The organism is Micromonospora sp. NPDC048868 (assembly GCF_043198195.1).
In the GTDB taxonomy this organism is placed as follows: Bacteria; Actinomycetota; Actinomycetes; order Mycobacteriales; family Micromonosporaceae; genus Micromonospora; species Micromonospora reichwaldensis.
In genome coordinates, this window is sequence record NZ_JBICUN010000012.1 from 113643 (window position 1) to 134437 (window position 20795).

At 71.9% G+C, this 20795-nt stretch carries 14 protein-coding genes and 1 riboswitch; of the genes, 3 read left to right on the top strand and 11 right to left on the bottom strand.

Going from position 1 to position 20795, the window contains the following annotated elements; genetic code table 11:
* Positions 1–48: 48 nt before the first annotated feature.
* From ACGFNF_RS19860 to metH, 7 genes are all read right to left on the bottom strand, one after another.
* Positions 49–2505 (bottom strand): right-handed parallel beta-helix repeat-containing protein, encoded by a 2457-nt coding sequence (locus ACGFNF_RS19860; RefSeq protein ID WP_393169666.1) that lies wholly within the window; start codon positions 2503–2505, stop codon positions 49–51.
* A 160-nt stretch (positions 2506–2665) separates the two neighbouring features.
* On the bottom strand, positions 2666–3661 hold the full coding sequence (locus tag ACGFNF_RS19865) for a ribonucleotide-diphosphate reductase subunit beta (protein WP_357577512.1): 996 nt from the start codon (positions 3659–3661) through the stop codon (positions 2666–2668).
* A gap of 35 nt (positions 3662–3696) precedes the next feature.
* Positions 3697–6042, bottom strand: a complete 2346-nt coding sequence (locus tag ACGFNF_RS19870; protein WP_393169812.1) for a ribonucleoside-diphosphate reductase subunit alpha — start codon at positions 6040–6042, stop codon at positions 3697–3699.
* Positions 6043–6246: 204 nt separating this feature from the next.
* Positions 6247–6463: riboswitch (cobalamin riboswitch) on the bottom strand.
* 329 nt (positions 6464–6792) lie between these two features.
* On the bottom strand, positions 6793–7857 hold the full coding sequence (locus ACGFNF_RS19875) for an N-acetylmuramoyl-L-alanine amidase (RefSeq protein ID WP_357577503.1): 1065 nt from the start codon (positions 7855–7857) through the stop codon (positions 6793–6795).
* A gap of 169 nt (positions 7858–8026) precedes the next feature.
* Entirely contained in the window at positions 8027–8368 is a 342-nt protein-coding gene (locus ACGFNF_RS19880) for a hypothetical protein (protein ID WP_393169668.1), read from the bottom strand.
* A 636-nt stretch (positions 8369–9004) separates the two neighbouring features.
* Positions 9005–9235 carry a hypothetical protein gene (locus ACGFNF_RS19885; protein WP_393169670.1) on the bottom strand — a complete coding sequence of 77 codons (231 nt, stop codon included), beginning with the start codon at positions 9233–9235 and terminating at the stop codon, positions 9005–9007.
* 116 nt (positions 9236–9351) lie between these two features.
* Complete coding sequence (metH, locus tag ACGFNF_RS19890; RefSeq protein WP_393169672.1) at positions 9352–12867, bottom strand: methionine synthase; 3516 nt, start codon at positions 12865–12867, stop codon at positions 9352–9354.
* A 261-nt stretch (positions 12868–13128) separates the two neighbouring features.
* On the opposite strand from metH, the gene ACGFNF_RS19895 reads away from it, so the two are divergent.
* Both ACGFNF_RS19895 and ACGFNF_RS19900 read left to right on the top strand, forming a co-directional pair.
* Positions 13129–13998 (top strand): PAC2 family protein, encoded by an 870-nt coding sequence (locus ACGFNF_RS19895; protein WP_101409578.1) that lies wholly within the window; start codon positions 13129–13131, stop codon positions 13996–13998.
* A 125-nt stretch (positions 13999–14123) separates the two neighbouring features.
* Positions 14124–14915 carry a GntR family transcriptional regulator gene (locus tag ACGFNF_RS19900; protein ID WP_393169675.1) on the top strand — a complete coding sequence of 264 codons (792 nt, stop codon included), beginning with the start codon at positions 14124–14126 and terminating at the stop codon, positions 14913–14915.
* A gap of 165 nt (positions 14916–15080) precedes the next feature.
* Here ACGFNF_RS19900 and mshC read toward each other — a convergent pair whose 3' ends face one another.
* The 4 genes from mshC to ACGFNF_RS19920 form a co-directional block, all read right to left on the bottom strand.
* Positions 15081–16319 (bottom strand): cysteine--1-D-myo-inosityl 2-amino-2-deoxy-alpha-D-glucopyranoside ligase, encoded by a 1239-nt coding sequence (gene mshC / locus ACGFNF_RS19905; RefSeq protein ID WP_151457716.1) that lies wholly within the window; start codon positions 16317–16319, stop codon positions 15081–15083.
* An 86-nt stretch (positions 16320–16405) separates the two neighbouring features.
* Complete coding sequence (locus ACGFNF_RS19910; RefSeq protein WP_393169677.1) at positions 16406–17224, bottom strand: SCO1664 family protein; 819 nt, start codon at positions 17222–17224, stop codon at positions 16406–16408.
* Entirely contained in the window at positions 17221–17811 is a 591-nt protein-coding gene (locus ACGFNF_RS19915; RefSeq protein WP_393169679.1) for a DUF3090 domain-containing protein, read from the bottom strand. The genes ACGFNF_RS19910 and ACGFNF_RS19915 overlap by 4 nt, the downstream gene beginning before the upstream one ends.
* Positions 17812–18088: 277 nt before the next feature.
* Positions 18089–18802, bottom strand: coding sequence for a histidine phosphatase family protein (locus ACGFNF_RS19920; RefSeq protein WP_393169681.1), 714 nt, complete (start codon positions 18800–18802; stop codon positions 18089–18091).
* Between the two features lie 920 nt (positions 18803–19722).
* On the opposite strand from ACGFNF_RS19920, the gene ACGFNF_RS19925 reads away from it, so the two are divergent.
* Positions 19723–20319, top strand: coding sequence for a hypothetical protein (locus ACGFNF_RS19925; protein ID WP_393169683.1), 597 nt, complete (start codon positions 19723–19725; stop codon positions 20317–20319).
* The last annotated feature ends 476 nt before the right edge of the window (positions 20320–20795 follow it).

Here is a 20795-nt window from a genome sequence, read left to right on the forward strand (position 1 = left end):
GAAGCTCGCCGCGCGGCACCGATACCGCGAACGAGCGGCGGTTCGCGGTCAGTCGTCGGCGGCGGGGATGTCCTGCGGCAGCAGCGTACGCAGTTGCTCGGCGGTCGGCGCCGCCACGTCCGCGAGCCGTCCCGCCTGCCGTTCGATCATGGCGTTGAACAGCTTCCGCGCGCCCCGGCCGTTGCCGAACACCGGGTCGCGGACGGCCTCGACGAGCCGGTCCAGCAGGGCGTCGGCCGTCGGCGCGGTCAGGTCGTAGCCGTGCTGCCCGGCCAGCGCGGAGATGATGGCGAGCAGCTCGTCGGGGGTGTAGTCGACGAACTCGATGGTCTTGGTGAACCGGGATGCGAGGCCGGGGTTGGTGGCCAGGAACTGCACCATCTCCTCGGAGTAGCCGGCGACGATGACGACCGTCTCGTCCCGGTGGTCCTCCATCAGCTTCACCAGCGTGTCGATCGCCTCCAGCCCGAAGTCCGAGTTCGTGCCGAACGTGCGGGCCAGCGCGTACGCCTCGTCGACGAAGAGCACCCCGCCGAGGGCCCGCTCGAAGGCCGCGGCGGTCTTCAGCGAGGTGCTGCCCAGGTACTCGCCCACCAGGTCGACCCGCGCCACCTCGACGACCTGCCCCTTGGCGAGGACGCCGAGCTGCGCGAGCAGCCGCCCGTAGATCCGCGCGACGGTCGTCTTCCCGGTGCCGGGTGACCCGGCGAAGACGAGGTGCCGGCTCACCGGCGGCACCGGCAGGTTGGCCCTACGGCGCTGTTCGCCGACGCGGATGAGCTGGATCAGCGTCCGCACGTCCCGCTTGACGGCGGCCAGGCCGATCATGCCGTCCAACTCCGCCAGCACGGCGTCGACGTCGACGTTGGCCGACGCCGGACGGGCGGGCATGCCTGCCTCGTCGGCGGAGCCGGCCCGGTCCCCGGGAGCGGGCACGACCTGGGCGGCCGGCTGTTCCGGGGCGGTCACCGACACCCGCGCGCGGTCGGCGCCCCGGACGGGCTCGCCGGCCACGTCGACGAACTCGCACCGGTCGACCAGCACCGGGGCGTCGGTCTCCACCTGCACGCCGTCCCCGCCGCAGGCGCGCAGCGTGCTGGCCCGCAGGGTCAGCCGGGACTGCTCCCGCAGCAGCATCCCGGAACCGGTGGTCCCGCTGACCGTGCTGCCGGTGAGGTGCAGGGCGGCCTCGCCCGCCCCGGTCACACCGACGGTGCCGCCGGAGAACACCGCGTCGGTGAGGGTGATCGAGATCGCGTCGGTGCCGACCAGCCCCACCGGGGCGTTCTCCACCCGGACGTTCGTACCGGTGAGCCGGCCCGCTCCCCCGGCGGCGATCCCGCTGCTCGTCGCGCCCCGGACGGTGGCGCCGTCGAGGCGCACGTCAGCCTCGACGGTGCCGTCGAGCACCACTCCCGCCTCGCCACCGTCGACCGTCAGGTCCATCAGGGTCGGGTCGCCGCCCTGCACGATCACCCCGTAGCGGCCCGGAGCCTCGATCCGCACGCCGGTGTACCGGCCGGCGGCGGCCCGGACCAGCAGCGCGTCCTCCCGCGACCGGAGCAGGACGCCGCCGCGCACCAGCGGCGCCGCCCCGTCGACCACGGCGATCGCGGGCAGCCGGCTGGCCGTCACGTCGCAGTCGGTGAACGTGCCACGCGCACCGCTGACGTAGATGCCGTTGCGGCCGACGCCCTCGATCCGGCAGCGACGCACGTCGGGCTCGGCGCCGCCGGTGACCTCGACGCCGCAACCCTCCAGGTCCGTCAGCTCGCACTCCTCGACCAGCCCGCCGGCGGACCCGCTGAACACCAGCCCGCTGCCGCGTCCGTCGGAGACCCGGCACCGCCGCACCGTCGGCCGGGAGCGGCCGCCCGCCGTGACGGCCCCGACGCGTACGCCCGTGAAGTGGCAGTCCTCGACGGTGCCGCCACCGCCCTCGAAGGCATCGAAGCCCCGGTCGGTGTCCCGGACGTGACAGTGCCGCACGGTGGGCCGGCTGTCCCGTTTGGACAGCACGGCGTACTCGTCGAGGTCCCACAGCCGGCAGTTCTCGACGATCCCGCTGCCGTCGACGAACGCCACGCCCCGACGCATCCCGCTGACGTCGCACATCCGCACGTGCGCGGTGCTCCGCTCGCAGAGCACGGCGTTGAAGGCCTGCCCGGTGACGACGCAGGACTCGACCGTCAGGGCGGCGCGGAGCGCCGACACCGTCGCCGGCGCGTCGGCGCTCCACGTCCGCAGCGTCAGCCCCTGGAGCACGACCTGCGCGTCCTCGCCGTACACGACGGGCGCGGCGGCGCCGCTCTCCACCAGCACCGGCGGCCCGCCCGGCACCGCCGCCCGGACCGTGACGGCCTTCGACCGCACGACGATCTGCCCGTCGTAGCGGCCCGGCTCCACGACGACCACCGCGCCGTGCGGTGCCGCCGCCACTGCCGCCCCGATGTCCCGGTAGGCGTTCGCCCTGCTCAGCGAGACCAGCAGCGTCGGTACACCCACTTGACCCGTCCCCCCGCCCAGGCCTGGCCACCGACGGCGGCGAGGCACCAGGAGCATAGATCGGGCCCGCCCCCCGTTCGCGGCCACGGGGGCCGCGAACGGGGGCCGGCAGGCCGTCCGGTCCCGGCGCGACGGCCGCACGGCCTGCGCGGTCCCGTGCTCAGAAGTCGTCGTCGAAGGCCACCGTGCCGCTCACCCCGACCTGGTACGCCGACACGCGCCGCTCGAAGAAGTTCGACAGCTCCTGGACGTCCTGCAACTCCATGAACGCGAACGGGTTGGTCGACCCGTAGTGGGCGGGGATGCCGAGCTGCGCGAGCCGCCGGTCGGCGACGTGTTGCAGGTACTCGCGCATGTCGGCCAGGGACAGCCCGGGCACACCCTGGCCGAGCAGGTCCTCGGCGAACTGGACCTCGCACTCGACGGCCTCGGCGAGCATCTGCCGCACCTGAGCGGCCAGCTCGTCGTCGAAGAGGTCCGGCTCCTCCCTGCGGACCGTCTCCACCACGTCGAAGGCGAAGGCCATGTGCATGGACTCGTCGCGGAACACCCAGTTGGTGCCGGACGCCAGGCCGTGCAGCAGCCCCCGGGAGCGCAGGAAGTAGACGTAGGCGAAGGCGCCGTAGAAGAACAGCCCCTCGATGCAGGCGGCGAAGCAGATCAGGTTGAGCAGGAAGGCCCGCCGGTCCTCCCGGGTACGCAGCTGGCGCAGCTCGCCCAGCGAGTCGATCCAGCGGAAGCAGAACTCTGCCTTGCGCCGGATCGACGGGATGTTCTCGATGGCGGCGAACGCGGCGAAGCGCTCGGCCTCGTCGGGCACGTAGGTGTCGAGCAGGTTGAGGTAGAACTGGACGTGCACGGCCTCCTCGAACAGCTGCCGGGACAGGTAGAGCCGGCCCTCCGGGGAGTTGACGTGCTGGTAGAGGTTGAGCACGAGGTTGTTGGCGACGATGGTGTCGCCGGTGGCGAAGAACGCGACGAGGCGGCTGACCAGGTGCCGCTCGGCCGGGGAGAGCCGGTCGAGGTCGGCGAGGTCGGCGTGCAGGTCGACCTCCTCCACCGTCCACGTGTTGCGGATGGCGTCGCGGAAGCGGTCGAAGAAGTGCGGGTAGCGCATCGGGCGCAGGGTGAGATCCATCCCCGGGTCGAGCAGCATGTGGACGGTCCTCGGTTCGCTGGTGGTCGAGGTGGTCACTGGCAGGCCTCGCACGACTCGGGGTTCTCCAGGGAGCAGGCCAGCGCCTCGTCGACGGTCGCCACCGGCGCGACGAGGCCCGCGGCACGGGCCGGCCCGACGGGCGCGACGGTGGCCTGCTGGATCCGGGTGGCCGGCCGGGAACGCAGGTAGTACGTCGTCTTCAACCCGGCCTTCCAGGCGTACAGGTACATCGAGGAGAGCTTGCCGATCGTCGGCGCGGCCAGGAACAGGTTCAGCGACTGCGACTGGTCGATGTACGGGGCGCGGGCCGCGGCCAGGTCGATCAACGCCCGCTGCGGCAGCTCCCACGCGGTACGGAACAGCTCCCGCACCTCGGCCGGCAGTTCCGCGACGTCCTGCACGGAGCCCTCGGCGCGCTTGATCGCCGAACGGATCCGCTCCGTCCACAGGCCCCGGGCCTTCAGCTCGCGTACGAGGGCGGTGTTGACCTGGAGGAACTCCCCCGACAGGGTCTCGCGCTTGAACAGGTTGGACACCTGCGGCTCGATGCACTCGTAGCAGCCGGCGATCGAGGCGATGGTGGCGGTCGGCGCGATCGCCACGAGCAGCGAGTTGCGCAGCCCGTACGCGGCCACGCGCTCCCGTAGCGCGCTCCACCGTGCCGTCTGGGTGCCCGTGACGCCCCACAGGTCGGGTTGCAGCTGCCCGCGCGCCGCCCGGGTCTGCCCGTACGCCGGGTGGGCGCCCGAGCGTCGCGCCAGGTCGGCGGAGGTCTCCAGGGCGGTCAGGTACAGCTCCTCGCTGATCCGGGTGGACAGCTCCCGGGCGGCCGGCGAGTCGAACGGCAGCCGCAGCGCGAAGAACACGTCCTGAAGGCCCATCAGGCCGAGCCCGACGGGCCGCCAGCGCGGGTTGCTCGCCGCCGCCTGCGCCGTCGGGTAGTAGTTGATGTCGATGACCCGGTCGAGGTACGTCACGGCGGTGCGGACGGTGGCGCGCAGCCGCTCCCAGTCGATGCCGTCCGCGCCCAGGTGGGCGGCGAGGTTCACCGAGCCGAGGTTGCACACGGCGGTCTCGGCGTCGCTGGAGACCTCGACGATCTCGGTGCACAGGTTGGACAGGTGCACCACGTTGCCCGCCTCGGCGGTCTGGTTGCACAGCCGGTTCGCGGCGTCCTTGAACGTCATCCACCCGTTACCGGTCTGGGCGAGGGTACGCATCATCCGCCCGTACAGCTCCCTTGCCGGGACCTGCCGCACGTAGCGGCCCTGCTCCTCGGCGGCCCGGTACGCGGCGTCGAACTCCTCGCCCCACAGGTCCGGCAGCTCCGGCACCACGTCGGGGTCGAACAGCGACCACACCCCGTCGGCCTCCACCCGGCGCATGAACTCGTCCGGGATCCAGTTGGCCAGGTTCAGGTTGTGGGTGCGCCGGGCGTCCTCGCCGGTGTTGTCGCGCAGTTGGAGGAACTCCTCGACGTCCGGGTGCCACGGCTCCAGGTAGACGCAGGCCGCGCCCTTGCGCCGGCCGCCCTGGTTGACCGCCGCCACCGAGGCGTCCAGCGTCCGCAGCCACGGCACGATCCCGTTGGACTGCCCGTTGGTGCCCCTGATCAGCGCGCCCCGGGAGCGCACCCGGGAGAACGCGATGCCGATGCCCCCGGCGAACTTCGACAGGTTCGCCACCTGCGCGTACCGCTGGTAGATCGAGTCGAGTTCGTCGCGCGGGGAGTCGACCAGGTAGCAGGAGGACATCTGGGTGTGCCGGGTGCCGGAGTTGAACAGCGTCGGCGAACTCGGCAGGTACGCCAGGCTCGACATCAACCGGTAGAACCCGATCGCCTCGTCCGGTGCCTGCGACAGGCCGCAGGCCACGCGCAGCAGCCAGTACTGCGGGGTCTCCAGCACCAGCCGGCTCGTCGGGTGGCGCAGCAGGTACCGGTCGTAGACCGTACGCAGCCCGAAGTACTCGAAACGCAGGTCGCCGCGCGGGTCGACGGCGGCGTCGAGGGCGCCGGCGTGGGCGGCGACGAAGGCCGCGGTGTCGTCGCCGATCAGGCCCTCGGCGTGGCCGTGCCGGATCGCCTCGCTGAAGGAGCCGATGCCCTGCCGGCGGACCTCCTTGTCGACGTACCCGGCCAGCAGGCGGGCGGCCAGCCGCGAGTACTGCGGCTCCTCACCGATCATCTCCGCGGCGGTCTGGATGGACAGCCGGTCCAGTTCGGCGGTCGTCGCCCCGTCGTACAGGCCGCTGATCGTCCTGGTCGCCACCCGCAGCGGGTCGACGTCGGCGAGGTCGTCGGCCCACCGCTCGACCGCGCGGACGATCCGGTTGACGTCGACCGCCTCGGTGCCGCCGTCGCGCTTGCGGACCCGCATCTGCGGCCGCCGCTGGCCCACCACGGCCGCATCGTCGGCCGGAAAAACCTCGGTGACTGTCACCACTCACTCCTCGCGAGCCTTGATCCCAGACGGATTTCCTGGGCACGCGGGGAGCGGACACCGACGACGACGCGCGGCAGGGCAACGCGTCGGGATGGCGTCGGCCGTCCCACGCGGCCTCGGACCGCCACACGCCCGGAAGCGGGCGTACGGCGCACTGGCAGGTCTTCGGACTCGCGGGCGCGACCGGACTCGCCGGTCTCCTACTGGCCGTCGCTTCCCAGGCCGCTGGCGGCCCAGTGCTGATGACGGCGGTCGTTCCCACTCACCGCTGCGGGGCAGTCCCGGATTCCCACCGGGTTCCCTCTTGCCTCGACCACTCCGGATGAGCGGCCGAACCAGCTGCGCCGACACCATATATAGGGTTGGCGCCGTTGTCACACCCCACATGTCGGTCCCGGGCGTGTCGTCGGCGGCGCGGGTCACGCCCGTCGATCGCCAGCCAGAAGCCCGCGTCGATGCACCGACCCGCGCACCGGCGCACCAGTGGCGCTCTCTGGCTGCGGCGCCCCGCAAACGGTGATCAGGACGCCATGGACCCTAAAGCCGTAGGGTCACGTCCATGGCGTCCTGATCACGTTCGGGTGGGCCTGTCGCGCTGGTGGCGGTGGAGGAGGGCCGCGAGGCGTGGCGCGGCGACGCCTGCCGAACGCCCGGCCTCAGCCCGACCGCAGCTCGGCAGCGTTACTAGACCCGGGTGACCCGGACGGCGTCGGCCACCACGTAGCCGGTGGTGCTGGTCCAGCGGCTGACCGCGACCAGGTTCCGGTCACCGGCGGCAAGCCCGAAGGTGCCCAGCGAGCGCCAGACGCCGCCGCTGGAGCGCTGGTCCACGTTGACCGTGCGGTTGCCCGAGGCGGTGACGACGACGTGCGGGGCCGAGCTGTTGTAGCCGGGGTCGGCCGGGTGCCGCACCTCGACGCGGTAGTTGCCGGCCGCCGGAATGTTCACCTTGAACCAGGCGGAGTCGCTGGCCAGCGTGGGGTTGGCGAAGCGGTAGTCGGCCCCGTAGCGCTGGGCGGAGTACGAGGAGGTGCCCCAGTTGGTGCTCGCCGTGAACCGCCCCGCCGTGGTGTTATCCACGATGGTGCTGAACGTGGGCGGGTTGGGCGCGCTCAGGCCGAGGTAGGCGGCGATGCCCTCGGCGTGGCCACGGGCGGTGGCGGTGATGAAGTCGGCGCGCTTGAGCAGGTTCGAGTCGGCGACGGAGTCGATGAAGAGGTTCTCGGTCAGCACCGCGGGCATGGCCGACTCGCGCAGCATGTGGAAGTTCGCGGTCTTCAGCCCCCGATCGGTGACCCCGCCGATCGTCCGCATGCCACCGATCACCCTCGGGTGCAGGGCGTTGTGCAGATTGACGGTGGCGGCGTCCGACGTCGGGTAACGGTAGCTCTCGAAGCCGGTGCCACCGCCGGAGTTGATGTGCACGCTCACCAGCAGGTTCGCGCCCCACGCGTTGGCGTCGTCGGTGCGGTACGCCAGGCTGCGGGTGATGTCGGTCGTGCGGGACATCCGGACGTCGACGGCCCAGTTGGCCAGCAGGATGTTGCGCAGTTGCAGGGAGATGTCGAGCGTCAGGGCCTTCTCCTGCAGCCCGTTGCCGACCGCGCCGGGGTCGGTGCCGCCGTGGCCCGGGTCGATGTAGACCTTCGGCAGCGCCGCCCACGCGGGGCCGGCGACCATGGGGACGGCCGCGGCACCGGCGACGGCCGCAAGGAGGGTACGCCGCCGCAGCGTCCGGTTGTCGAACATGTGCACCTCGTCATCGGGAGAGATCGACAGTGCCCGCAATATAGCGGCAGGTCGATGCCCGATGAAAGATGTCTACGCCAACTGATCTGGGCTCCGAAGGTTTCCTCCCCCTAGGGTCGTCGCGCCGTCACCACCGGCGATCGAGGGTCCACGCCGTCGTCGGACGCGCTCAGGTCAGGGCACAGCCGGACCCGCAGTACGGGCAGAACGCGCGCTTGGCGTTCGACGTCACCTCGACGTCGCACCGTGCACAACGGCCGTTCTCCCACAGCCCCTGGTCGATCCCGAGTCCACCGTCGTAGTAGTCACGGTCGGGCCAGGCGACCAGTTCCACGTCGAGACCCGGATCGTCCTCGTAGTCGGTGACAGCGGCCAGGGTCAGCGTGGTGCGTACGCCGTACTGGTCCTCGGTGAAGTGCGGCAGCACACGCCGCAGGACATCAACGAGTTCAGGAACCGGCAGCGCCACCAGCTGCTCGGCGAGACGTTCACGATCCTCGTCGGTGGACACGCGACCGACCATACGTCTCCGCGCACCGCCGCCGCCGGCCGCGTAGATCCCGGTCCACCCAACAGACCGGACGACGAGAAGTGATCTACGGTGCCGCGGCTCAGCACACCGACGCCCGCCACTTGGCGTTGTATTGATCGAGAGTGAAAGGCATAGCAGGTCAACACGGAAGAGATACCCCTGAGCTGCCCTTTCGTTGGTGGTCGGCGGTCATCGTTCGCTGCTTCTGGTCCACCTCTGACGACCTGGAAACGGCATGATTCTTGGGGCTCCCCCAGGCTCCAACCCCTCGCCTGTAAGAAGTGAGCGCGTTGTCCGGCAGAGCTGTCCCCGTTTTCGGCCTCGGACGGCTGTCCGCGTTCGACAGTCGGTTGCCGCCCTCGTCTCGGCCCGTTGCTGTCAACAGCAACAGGGAGCCGGGCGCCCCTTATAATTGATCATGATTGAACCGGGATTCGAGGGTCCTGCCGTCCCGGCTGGCTCAGTAGCCCCGGACCAGCCGACGGTACTTGCGGCGGACACGCCCGGTACCCTGGTCCGGTTGTGCTGGGCAATGGAGAACCAATGGAACTCGGTTCAGCCTGCGCAACTCGTCGGCGTCCAACCCGATCGTCATCCGGTTAGTCACTCACGCGTTTACTTGCGGCTCTGTTCCCTCACCTCTGCCGCGCAACTGAGCAACGACCTAGCCAGCGCCTCCGCCCGGTCCGCCGACAACCACAACGAGCCGTGTGGCACATCGTCATCGGGACCGGCCAACCCTTCCGTCAGAGTCTCCGCTGGCACTTCGACGTCAAGTCGAACGAAATGATGCCCCCTGCTGTAGTCGACGAAGGCATCCAGGTACCGGTCATCATCGAAGGTCACCGCCGCATGCTGCCACGACAGCGATGCCACCTCACCCCTCAGCCTCGACCGCTTCGTCCGAAAGGTCGATGAGCTGCGAGAAAGCGAAACTCGCACTACGGCGTACCGGGTACGCGTCACTTGGCGTTGAAGTAGCTCGCCTCCGGGTGGTGCACCACGATCGCGTCCGTCGCCTGCTCCGGCATGAGCTGGAACTCCTCCGACAACTGCACGCCGATCCGCTCCGCGCCCAGCAGCTCCACGATCTTCGCCCGGTCCTCCAGGTCCGGGCAGGCCGGGTAGCCGAACGCGTACCGGCAGCCCCGGTAGTCGGTGCGCAGCAGACCCGCCAGGTCCGCCGGGTCGTCGTCGGCCACCGTACGGCCGCCCGGCAGGGTCAGCTCGGCGCGGATCCGGCGGTGCCAGTACTCCGCGAGGGCCTCGGTGAGCTGTACGGACAGCCCGTGCACCTCCAGGTAGTCGCGGTACTCGTTGCGGGCGAACATCTTCGCCGTGTACTCGCTGATCGGCTGCCCCACGGTGACCAGTTGCAACGCCACCACGTCCAGTTCGTCGCCGCGCGGGCGGAAGAAGTCGGCCAGGCAGAGCCGCCGCTCCTGCCGCTGCCGGGGGAAGGAGAACCGCGCCCGCTCGGAGTGCCCGTTCTCGTCCAGCACCACCAGGTCGTTGCCCTCGGCGTACGCCGGGAAGTAGCCGTACACCACGGCCGCCTCCAGCACCTGGTCGGCGATCAGCCGGTCCAGCCAGTAGCGCAGCCGGGGCCGGCCCTCGGTCTCCACCAGCTCCTCGTAGGACGGTCCCTGCCCGCTGCGGGCGCCCCGCAGGCCCCACTGCCCGAGGAAGGTGGCCCGCTCGTCGAGCAGCGCCGCGTAGTCGGCAAGCGGCACGCCCTTGACCACCCGGGTGCCCAGGAACGGCGCGGCGGGCACCTCCACGTCGGTCGCCACGTCGGAGCGCACCGAGGCGTCGTCCAGCTCCGGCAACGACTCGCTGACGATCGCCCGCTGCCGCTCGCGGCGCGCCCGCCGGGCCGCCAGGGCCGCCTCCCGCTCCGCGTCGATCACGGGCGCCCCGCCGCGCTTGGCCGTCATCACCCGGTCCATCAGCGACAGTCCCTCGAAGGCGTCCCGGGCGTAGTGCACCTGGCCGGGGAACATCGCCCGCAGGTCGTCCTCGACGTACGCCCGGGTCAGCGCCGCGCCGCCCAGCAGCACCGGCCAGCGCTCCGCGACCCCGCGCGACGCCATCTCGGCGAGGTTCTCCTTCATGATCACCGTGCTCTTGACCAGCAGGCCGGACATGCCGATCGCGTCGGCCCGGTGCTGCTCGGCGGCCTCCAGGATCGCGTTGATCGGCTGCTTGATGCCGATGTTGACGACCTCGTAGCCGTTGTTGGACAGGATGATGTCCACCAGGTTCTTGCCGATGTCGTGCACGTCCCCGCGCACCGTGGCCAGCACGATGCGGCCCTTGCCGCCGTCCTCGGCGGTCTCCATGTGCGGTTCCAGGTACGCCACGGCGGTCTTCATCACCTCGGCGGACTGGAGCACGAACGGCAGCTGCATCTGACCGGAGCCGAACAGCTCGCCGACGACCTTCATGCCGTCGAGCAGGATGTCGTTGATGATGGACAGCGGGCTGCGCCCCTGCGCCATCGCCGCGTCCAGGTCGGCCTCCAGGCCGTTGCGCTCGCCGTCGATGATCCGCCGCTTGAGCCGCTCCTCCAGCGGCAGCGCGGCCAGCTCCTCCGCCCGCCCGGCCCGCGCCGACGCCGCGTCCACGCCCTCGAAGATCTCGATGAACCTCTGCACCGGGTCGTAGCCCTCGCGGCGGCGGTCGTAGACGAGGTCCAGCGCCGCCTCCCGCTGCGCGTCGGGGATCTTGTTGAACGGCAGGATCTTGCTGGCGTGCACGATGGCGCTGGTCAGGCCGGCCTCGCGGCACTCGTGCAGGAAGACCGAGTTGAGCACCTGCCGGGCCGCCGGGTTGAGCCCGAACGAGACGTTGGAGATGCCGAGGGTGAAGTTGACGCCCGGCCAGCGGCGGGCGATCTCGCGGATCGCCTCGATGGTCTCGATGCCGTCGCGCCGGGTCTCCTCCTGGCCGGTGGCGATCGGGAAGGTCAGCGCGTCGATCAGGATGTCGGCGCGGTCCATCCCCCACCGCCCGGTGAGGTCGTCGATGAGCCGCCCCGCGACCCGCACCTTCCAGTCGGCGGTACGCGCCTGCCCCTCCTCGTCGATGAGCAGCGCCACCACGGCGGCGCCGTGCTCCTTGACGATCGGCATCACCCGGGCGTAGCGGGACTCGGGCCCGTCACCGTCCTCGAAGTTGACCGAGTTGACCACGCACCGGCCGCCGAGCATCTCCAGGCCCGCCTCGACCACCTGCGGCTCGGTCGAGTCGAGCATGATCGGCAGGGTGGAGGCGGTCGCGAAGCGGCCGGCGAGTTCCCGCATGTCCTGGGTGCCGTCGCGGCCGACGTAGTCGACGCACAGGTCCAGCAGGTGCGAGCCGTCGCGGGCCTGGCTGCGGGCGATCTCCACGCAGGCCCGCCAGTCGCTGGCGAGCATGGCCTCGCGGAACGCCTTGGAGCCGTTGGCGTTGGTGCGCTCCCCCACCATCAGCAGGGAGGCGTCCTGGGCGAACGGCACCGGGTGGTAGACCGAAGAGACGCCGGCCTCGTGCCGCGGCTCGCGGGGTGCCGGGCGCGTGCCGTGCAGGCGCTCCGAGAGGACCCGGATGTGCTCGGGGGTGGTGCCGCAGCAGCCGCCCACCAGCGAGACGCCGTACTCGGTGACGAAGCGCTCCAGCGCGTCGGCCAGCTCCACGGGGGTCAGCGGGAAGTACGCCCCGTCGGCGGTCAGCACCGGCAGGCCCGCGTTCGGCATCACCGACAGCGGAATCCGGGAGTGCCGGGACAGGTAGCGCAGGTGCTCGCCCATCTCGGCCGGCCCGGTCGAGCAGTTCAGCCCGATCAGGTCGACGCCCAGCGGCTCGATGGCCGCCAGCGCCGCCCCGATCTCGCTGCCCACCAGCATGGTGCCCGTGGTCTCCACGGCGACGTGGCAGATGATCGGCACCGTCCGGCCGAGCCGGGCCATGGCCCGCTTCGAGCCGACGACGGCGGCCTTGACCTGGAGCAGGTCCTGGCAGGTCTCCACGATCAGCGCGTCCGAGCCGCCCTCGATCAGGCCCTCGGCGTTCTCCTGGTACGCGTCACGCAGGATCGCGTAGTCGGCGTGCCCCAGGGTGGGCAGCTTGGTGCCCGGGCCGATGGAGCCCAGCACGAAGCGGGGCCGCTCGGGGGTGGCGTACGCGTCGGCGGCCTCCCGGGCGAGGCGGGCCCCGGCCTCGGAGAGCTCGCGGATGCGGTGCTGGATGTCGTACTCACCCAGGTTGGCCAGGTTGGCCCCGAAGGTGTTGGTCTCGACGCAGTCCGCGCCGGCGGCCAGGTACGCCTCGTGCACCCCGCGCACGACGTCCGGTCGGGTGGCGTTGAGGACCTCGTTGCAGCCCTCGTAGCCCTCGAAGTCGTCCAGGGTGAGATCGGCCGCCTGCAGCATCGTGCCCATCGCGCCGTCGGCGATGAGAATCCGGTCTGCCAGTACGTCGAGCAATGAGGTCCGCACAGGATCAGGTTAGTGCCGTCGCCGGCCGATGGATTCCCCCGCACGTGCCTTCCCACATTGTGTCAGCGGGATCACGCTGTCCGGTTCATCGTGGTATGGCCGGCCGGAGCCGGGCTCGACCGGCGCGGCCGACGGGCCGCATCCCGCCCCGACACGTAGGCTGACGGACGTGAAGGACAACAGCGACAGCACCACGCCCGGCGGGCGGACGACCGGGTCCGGTCCCGGCGCCGCCCCCGACGAGCAGGGTGAGGTGACGGCGTGACCGAGTTCGACGGACTGCCGGTGCTGCGGTCCCCCGTGGCGATCGCCGCGTTCGAGGGCTGGAACGACGCCGCCGACGCCTCCACCGCCGCCGTCGAGCACCTGGAGCAGGTGTGGCAGGCCCGGCAGGTCACGGAGCTCGACCCGGAGGACTTCTACGACTTCCAGGTCAGCCGCCCCACGATCACCATGGCCGAGGGCGAGACCCGCCGGGTGGAGTGGCCGACGACGCGCTTCATGGTGGCCAGCCCCGAGGGCACCGAACGGGACGTCGTGCTGATCCGGGGCATCGAGCCGAGCATGCGGTGGCGCACCTTCTGCGAGCAGGTGCTGGAGATCTGCCACAGCCTGGAGGTCGAGCGGGTCGTCGTGCTCGGCGCGCTGCTGGCCGACGTGCCGTACACCCGGCCGCTGCCGATCAGCGGCAGCGCCTCCGACGCGGAGGCCGCCCAGCGCTACCAGCTCACCCCCACCCGCTACGACGGGCCGACCGGGATCGTCGGCGTGCTGCACGACGCCTGCAACAAGGCCGAGGTCGACGCCGTCTCGTTCTGGGTGCACGTGCCGCACTACGCCAACAACCCGCCCTGCCCGAAGGCCACCCTCGCACTGCTGCACCGGGTCGAGGAGGTGCTCGACCTGCCGGTGCCCATGGCCGACCTGGCCGAGGAGGCCGCCGAGTGGGAGCAGCGGGTGCGCAGCGCCGCCGAGCAGGACGCCGAGCTCGGCGAGTACGTGCGCGAGCTGGAGGAACGCGTCGGCGACGCGGGCATCACCCCGCTGACGGGTGACGAGATCGCCCAGGAGTTCGAAAAGTACCTGCGCCGCCGCGGCGGCTCCGCCGGTCCCACGGCCGGCTCCTGGTAGCACTCTCCCCTGCCGCACCGGCCCCGGACGCGTGTCGTCCGGGGCCGGTCTTTTGCGTGTCCGGGGTGGCGCGGTCACCACCCCTAAGGCATCCTAGGAACCTAGCTGTCATCAAGGAGGCGGGTATGCAGATCAACCCGGGGGCGGCCGAGTTCCCGCACCGGCAGATCGCCGCGCAGCTGAAGACCCAGATCCGCCGCGGCGACTGGGCACCGGGCGAGCGGCTGCCGTCCATCCCGGCCATCGCCGAGATGTTCGGCGTGGCGAAGCAGACCGTGCAGCGCGCCGTCGACCAGCTGCGGGTCGAGGGCATCCTGATCACCAAGCCCGGCTCCGGGACGTACGTCCGAGGCACCCGGCGGCGGCTCAACCGGCTCTCCCGGGGCCGCTACGGCGGCTTCCGCGGCTACCACACGGACCTGGCCGCGCGGTACCGGCAGCAGCTCGTCTCCGTCGGCAGGGCCCCCGCCCCGCCGGAGGTGGCCGACGCGTTCGGGGTCGCCGACGGCACCGAGCTGCTCTGCCGCCGCCACCTCGTGCGCACCGAGGACTCCCCCGTCGAGGTGGGCGCCTCGTGGTTCCTGCCCGCCGACACCGCCGGCACCTCGCTGGAGCGCGCCGAGGCGTTCGGCCGGCCGCTCTACCAGGAGGCCGAGGAGGCCACCGGCCGGCGGTACGTCTCCGCCACCGACACCATCAGCGCCCGCCAGCCCAGCCGGGAGGAGGCCGAGATCCTCCAGATCCGCCCCGACACCCCCGTGCTGCACCTGCTGCACGTGGCCTACGACGGCCACCGCAAGCCGATCGAGGTCGCCCAGGCCACCTGGCCCGGCCCGGTCACCACGCTGACCGAGGAGTACAAGATCCCCGCCCCGACCCCCGACCCCACCCCGGACCCGGGCTTGGTCCTCGGCTGACCAACCCTCCGCCCCACCCCACCCCGTCGATCATGCACTTGTGGTGGGCGACTACCGCCGTTACGCACCTTTTGCGGGGCACCACAACAGCATGATCGACGTCGCGAGGGGCGGGGCCACGGCGGGGCGGCGGGCGGGGGCGAAGGGCGAGGGGCGGGTGGGGTGTCAGAGGCGGATGCCGAGGAGGGCGTCCAGGGTGGCGGCGAAGAGGGCGGGGGCGGCCGGGTCGTCGGCGGTGCCGGCGAGGGTCGCCTCGGCCCACCCGTCGGCCAGCGCCAGGGCGCCCGGCGAGTCCAGGTCGTCGGCGAGGCGGGCGCGTACGCCGGCCAGGAACTCCTCGCCCGACGGGCCGGCGGGCGCGGCGGCGGCCCGCCGCCAGCGGGCCAGCCGCTCCAGCGACGTCGCGAGCAGCTCGTCGGTCCAGGCGCGGTCGGTGCGGTAGTGCCCCGAGAGCAGGGCCAGCCGGACCGCCATCGGGTCGACCTGGTCGGCGCGCAGCCGGGAGACGAAGACCAGGTTGCCCCGGGACTTCGACATCTTCTCGCCGTCGAGGCCGATCATGCCGGCGTGCACGTAGTGCTGCGCGAAGGGCGCGGCGCCGGTGAGCCGCTCGGCGTGCGCGGCGGAGCACTCGTGGTGGGGGAAGATCAGGTCGTTGCCGCCGCCCTGCACGTCGATCCGGTCGCCGAGCAGGTTGAGCGCGATGACCGTGCACTCGATGTGCCAGCCGGGACGGCCGGCCCCCAGCTCGCCGCCCGGCCAGGACGGCTCGCCCTCGCGGGCGCCCCGCCACAGCAGCGGGTCGAGCGGGTCGCGCTTGCCGGCCCGGTCCGGGTCGCCCCCGCGCTCGGGGAAGATCTCCAGCATCTGCTCCCGGGTCAGGTTGGACTCGTAGCCGAAGCGGGGGGTGGCGGCGATGTCGAAGTAGACGTCACCGGTGCCGTCCTCCAGGCGGTACGCGGCCCCGTCCTTGAGCAGCAGGAGGACCTTGTCGGCGATGTCGGGGATCGACTCCACCGCGCCGACGTAGTGCGCCGGCGGGATGATCCGCAGCGCCTCCATGTCCTCGCGGAACAGCGCGGTCTCCCGCATCGCCAGGACCTTCCAGTCCTCGCCGTCCCGCTCGGCCCGCTCTAGCAGCGGGTCGTCGATGTCGGTGACGTTCTGCACGTAGTGCACGTCCCGGCCGGCGTCCCGCCACACCCGCTGCACCAGGTCGAACGCGATCATGGTGGCGGCGTGGCCCAGGTGCGTGGCGTCGTACGGGGTGATGCCGCAGACGTACATGGTCGCGGTGCCGGCCGGATCGCTCGGGTGGGCGCCCTGCCGCGCCGAGTCGAACAACGACAGCGGCTGGCCCCTGCCCGGCAGCCGCGGCACCTCATGTCCCGCCCAAGAGTCCATGACCGTCAGCCTAACCAGCCGGCGCGGCGCGGCAGGCCCGGCCCACAGTGATCAACATGACAGCGCCGTGGACGGACCGGGCGCGCTCACATGGGGGGCCAGGGCACCGCCGGCCAGTCCTGCGAGGGCTGCGGAAACAGGCCGGTGTGCCGCAGCCGGTCGACCCGGGCCGCCAGCTCGGCGACCTCCCGGATGGTCAGGTGCTCGGCCAGCTCGGCACCCAGTGCCCCGGAAAGCTGGCCGGCGAGCGCGTCGAGCATCTCCACGGCGTCCGCCGGCAGTTGCCGCCCGGCCCAGCCCCAGAGCACCGTGCGCAGCTTCTCCTCGACGTGGAAGCTCACCCCGTGGTCGACGCCGTAGATCCGGTCGTCCGGACCGACCAGCACGTGCCCGCCCTTGCGGTCCGCGTTGTTGATCACCGCGTCGAGCACCGCGAGCCGGGCCAGCCGCGGATCGTCGGCGTGCGCCAGCGCGTACGGTGTGCCGTCGTCGTCGCGGGCCGCCGCGATCGGGAACCACCGGGGCGGCAGCGCGTCGGCCGGCACGAACCCGACCAGGGGCTCGGCCTCCTCCGGCTCGTCGATCCAGAGCTGACACGATCCCGGGCCGAACGGGCCGTCGCGCAGCACGGTCGGCGGCACCAGATCCCAGCCGGTGGCCCGGGAGACCACGTACGCCGAGACCTCCCGGCCGGCCAGCGTGCCGTCCGGGAAGTCCCACAGCGGGCGCTCGCCCCGCACCGGCTTGTAGACGCAGCGGGCCGTCACCCCGTCGAGGGTCAGGATGCCGCGCAGGGTGGTGTTGGAGGCGTCGACGAGCCGCCCCTCCAGGTCGAGGTGGCCGTCACGCAGCAAGCGGAGCGCGGCCTCGCCGTCCTGTCGGGGCTGGAGATCCGACGACGTCACCGGTGATAGCCGTTGTGGCGTGGACAGAGATGACCGGCGGGATCGAGGGGCTGGCCGCAGAGCGGGCAGGGCGGCCGACCGGCGTTGACGACCCGCCGGGCCCGCTCGATGAACTGTCGGGTCGCCTCGGGGGTCAGCCGCACCCGGAGCCGGTCGAGGTCCTCGTCCGGCTCCTCGTCCTCGTCCTCGGCGTCCTCATCGTCGTCGTCGTCGGGCTCGCCGAGCTCGACCTCGACCTCCGCCTCGCCCACGGCGATGGCCTCGATCACCACGGTCGCGGTGTCGACGTCGAACGCCAGCCCGAGCGTGCCGACCCGGAACTCCTCGTCGACGGGCGTGTCCAGCGGGTCGTTGTCGCCGACGGCGGCCACCGGCTCGGGCAGCTCCACCCCGAAGCGGCGCTGTGCCTCGGAGAGCAGCTCCTCAAGCTTCTCGGCCAGCAACGACACCTGGACCTTCTCCAGCGCGACGCTGACCAGCCGGCCACCGCCGCGCGCCTGAAGGAAGAACGCGCGCTCCCCCGGCGGCCCGACCGTCCCGGCGACGAACCGCTCCGGCGGCTCGAAGGCGTGCACCTGGTGGGTCATACCCACGACCCTATCCGGCGCGCCACAGCGCCGTGCACCCCACCGACGCGAATCGCCGCGCGCCCGCCGCGCCCGGCACACCGGCCGCCGTACCCGGGCGTGGCGGCCGGGGAGACCCCGGGCCCGCGCCGCAGCGCGGTCACGGACGGGACTCTCGGCCCGCACCGGCGCGTGGACTCCTCGTCGGCCGGGGCGAGCGTCGCGGAAGGGACGGCGGCCACGCCCCGGCACCGCCCCGCCTTGCCGCGAGGCCGTGGGTCGGGGCGCCGCCGGCCCGTCACCGGCCCGCTCCCGCGCCGCCGCCGACCGGCGCGTCCGAGTCGGCCGCGCCGGCCGCCCGCGCCGCCCGTCGGCGCCGCTTGCGCGGCGGCGGCACCAGCCCGGCCAGGTCGCCGCCGGTGTCGTTGAGCCGCATCAGGAACGGCCGCAGCGGCGTGTAGCGGATCGCCGTCACCGAGGCAGGGTCGGCCACGATCCGCTGGAACAGATCCAGGTGTACGCCGAGCGCGTCGGCGACGATCGCCTTGATCACGTCGCCGTGGCTGCACGCCAGCCAGACCGCCTCGGGGCCGTGCTCCGCCGTGATCCGGGCGTCCCACGTACGCACCGCGGTGACCGCCCGCGCCGCCATCGCCGCCATCGCCTCCCCCTCCGGGAAGACCGCCGCGCTCGGGTGCTGCTGGACCACCGGCCAGAGCGGCTCCTTGGCGAGCTTCTTCAGCGGCTGCCCCTCCCAGGCGCCGTAGCCGCACTCGATCAGCCCCTCCTCCACCACCGGAGCGACCCCGGGCAACGCCAGCTCCAGGGTCTGCCGGCACCGGATCAGCGGGCTGGTCACCACCGCCGCGAGCGGCACCGCCCGCAGCCGCTCGCCGACCGCGCTCGCCTGGGCCCGGCCCGTCTCGTCCAGCTCGACGGGCTGGCGGCCGGCCAGCCCGCCGTCCGCGTTCGCGGTCGTCCGGCCGTGTCGCAGAAGCAGAAGGGTCGCCACGGGACCACCCTATGACCTGTGTCCGGCCACGGGTGCCTCCCCGGTGCGCGGTATGACCCGCGCTCCCCCATCCGCGCTACGGCCCCGGGCCCGACTCACCTCGACGGCGCTGACCGCCCAATCGACGATGACAGTCCCACACCAGGCGCAACACCCACGGCCCGCACTTGTCCCGCACTTCTCCCGCGCCGCCCCCGCGCCCACGCCGCGTCCGCGCCCACACCACGTCGGCTTCGGCGTCGGCGCCCACGCCGCGTCCGCGCCCACACCACGTCGGCTTCGGCGTCGGCGTCGGCGTCGGCGTCGGCGTCGGCAGATCTTGGAACGAGAGTGCCCCTCCAGGGGCCGATCCTTGCCAAGATCTCGCAAGCGGGGCCGGCCCGACAGGCTCGGCTAACCGTTGACCACGCCCGGAGGCCACCAACGGACATCACCCGACACCCGTAATGTCGGATTCACTCCCTGACACGCGGCTTCGCCGCCAATCCACCCCGACCGACCGCCCTGTCCGACACCAATCCGGAACGCCCACCACCACCCGCACCACGCCAACCCGAAACGAGTCGACAACGAGGCGCATGTCCGGTTTCGAGCTGTGACCGGGGGCATCGTGGGGGCGGAATCGTGGCCGGCCCCGGGTCGTTACACCATGGGTACGACCGAGCAAGGGCACGCCCCGCCTCCCGGGCAGGTGGCCCGGCCCGAGCCCCGGAATGATGGCGGCCGGCCGGTCGTTACACATGCTCCCGGCCCACGTGCAGGGCATCCCCCTCCGCCCCACGCGGCCGACTTTGATCTCTCCTCCGGCAGGACGCCGGAGGCTCCCCGTTGTTCATCGAGCGCCGGACGGTGCTTGCACCCGCACACAGAGCCGATCCCCCTTCGGTGCGTGGTGCCAACCCCCGAATGGAGCGTCCCCCATGAACACGTTCATTCGTAACAGCGTTCTCGGTATTGCTGGTCTCGCGTTCGCCGGTGGTGTGGCCGCCGGCCCGATGACCGACAGCACCCCGACGACTGTCGACACCACGCCCGTGGCGGCTGTGGCCATGCAGGCTGACAAGCCGGCCGTGGACAAGGGCAAGCTGATTCCGCACGGTGTGCAGGGCGCGCAGTCGCGTATCGACCTGTCGGATGAGCAGGTGGCGAATGTGAAGGCGATCATCGCGGCGACGAAGAAGGCCGGCATGGACGAGCGCGCCGCCGTCGTGTCGATCGCCACCGCACTGCAGGAGTCGAAGCTGGAGAACCTGGGTCACCTCGGTGACCGCAACGACCACGACTCGCAGGGCCTGTTCCAGCAGCGCCCCTCCAGCGGATGGGGCACCATCGAGCAGATCACCGACCCCGAGTACTCCACCACCACGTTCCTGAAGGGCCTGAAGCAGGTCGACGGGTGGCAGGACATGCCGCTGACGAAGGCCGCGCAGACGGTGCAGGTGTCGGCGTACCCGGACCACTACGCCCAGTGGGAGCAGCAGGCCGCCGATCTGGTGGCCGAGCACTGGAACAGCTGACACACAGACTTTCCACCACAAGGGGGATCGCTGGCCGGCACCCGAACACGGGGTGCCGGCCAGCGGCACATCCACCACGACACACCCACACCCCACGGCCGGCACCCCGTCGGCACCACCAGATCTTGGACAGTTACCGCTCACACCCGACGACAACCGTCCAAGATCTCGACGTGAGGACGGCGAGCACACAATCCGGCGAGAGCGAATGCGCTCGTCGGCCTTCGGGTCGCCGGAGTTGTGGTCCGGGTGCGAATCGCGGCGCCAGACGCCAGAGCGGCCAACGCAGTGGTCCGGGTGCGAATCGCGGTGCCAGACGCCAGAGCGGCCAAGGCGTTAGGCAGTGGTCCGGGTGCGAATCGCGGTGCCAGACGCCAGAGCGGCCAAGGCGTTAGGCAGTGGTCCGGGTGCGAATCGCGGCGCCAGACGCCAGAGCGGCCAAGGCGTTAGGCAGGCAGTGACAGCCGGCGGTGGGT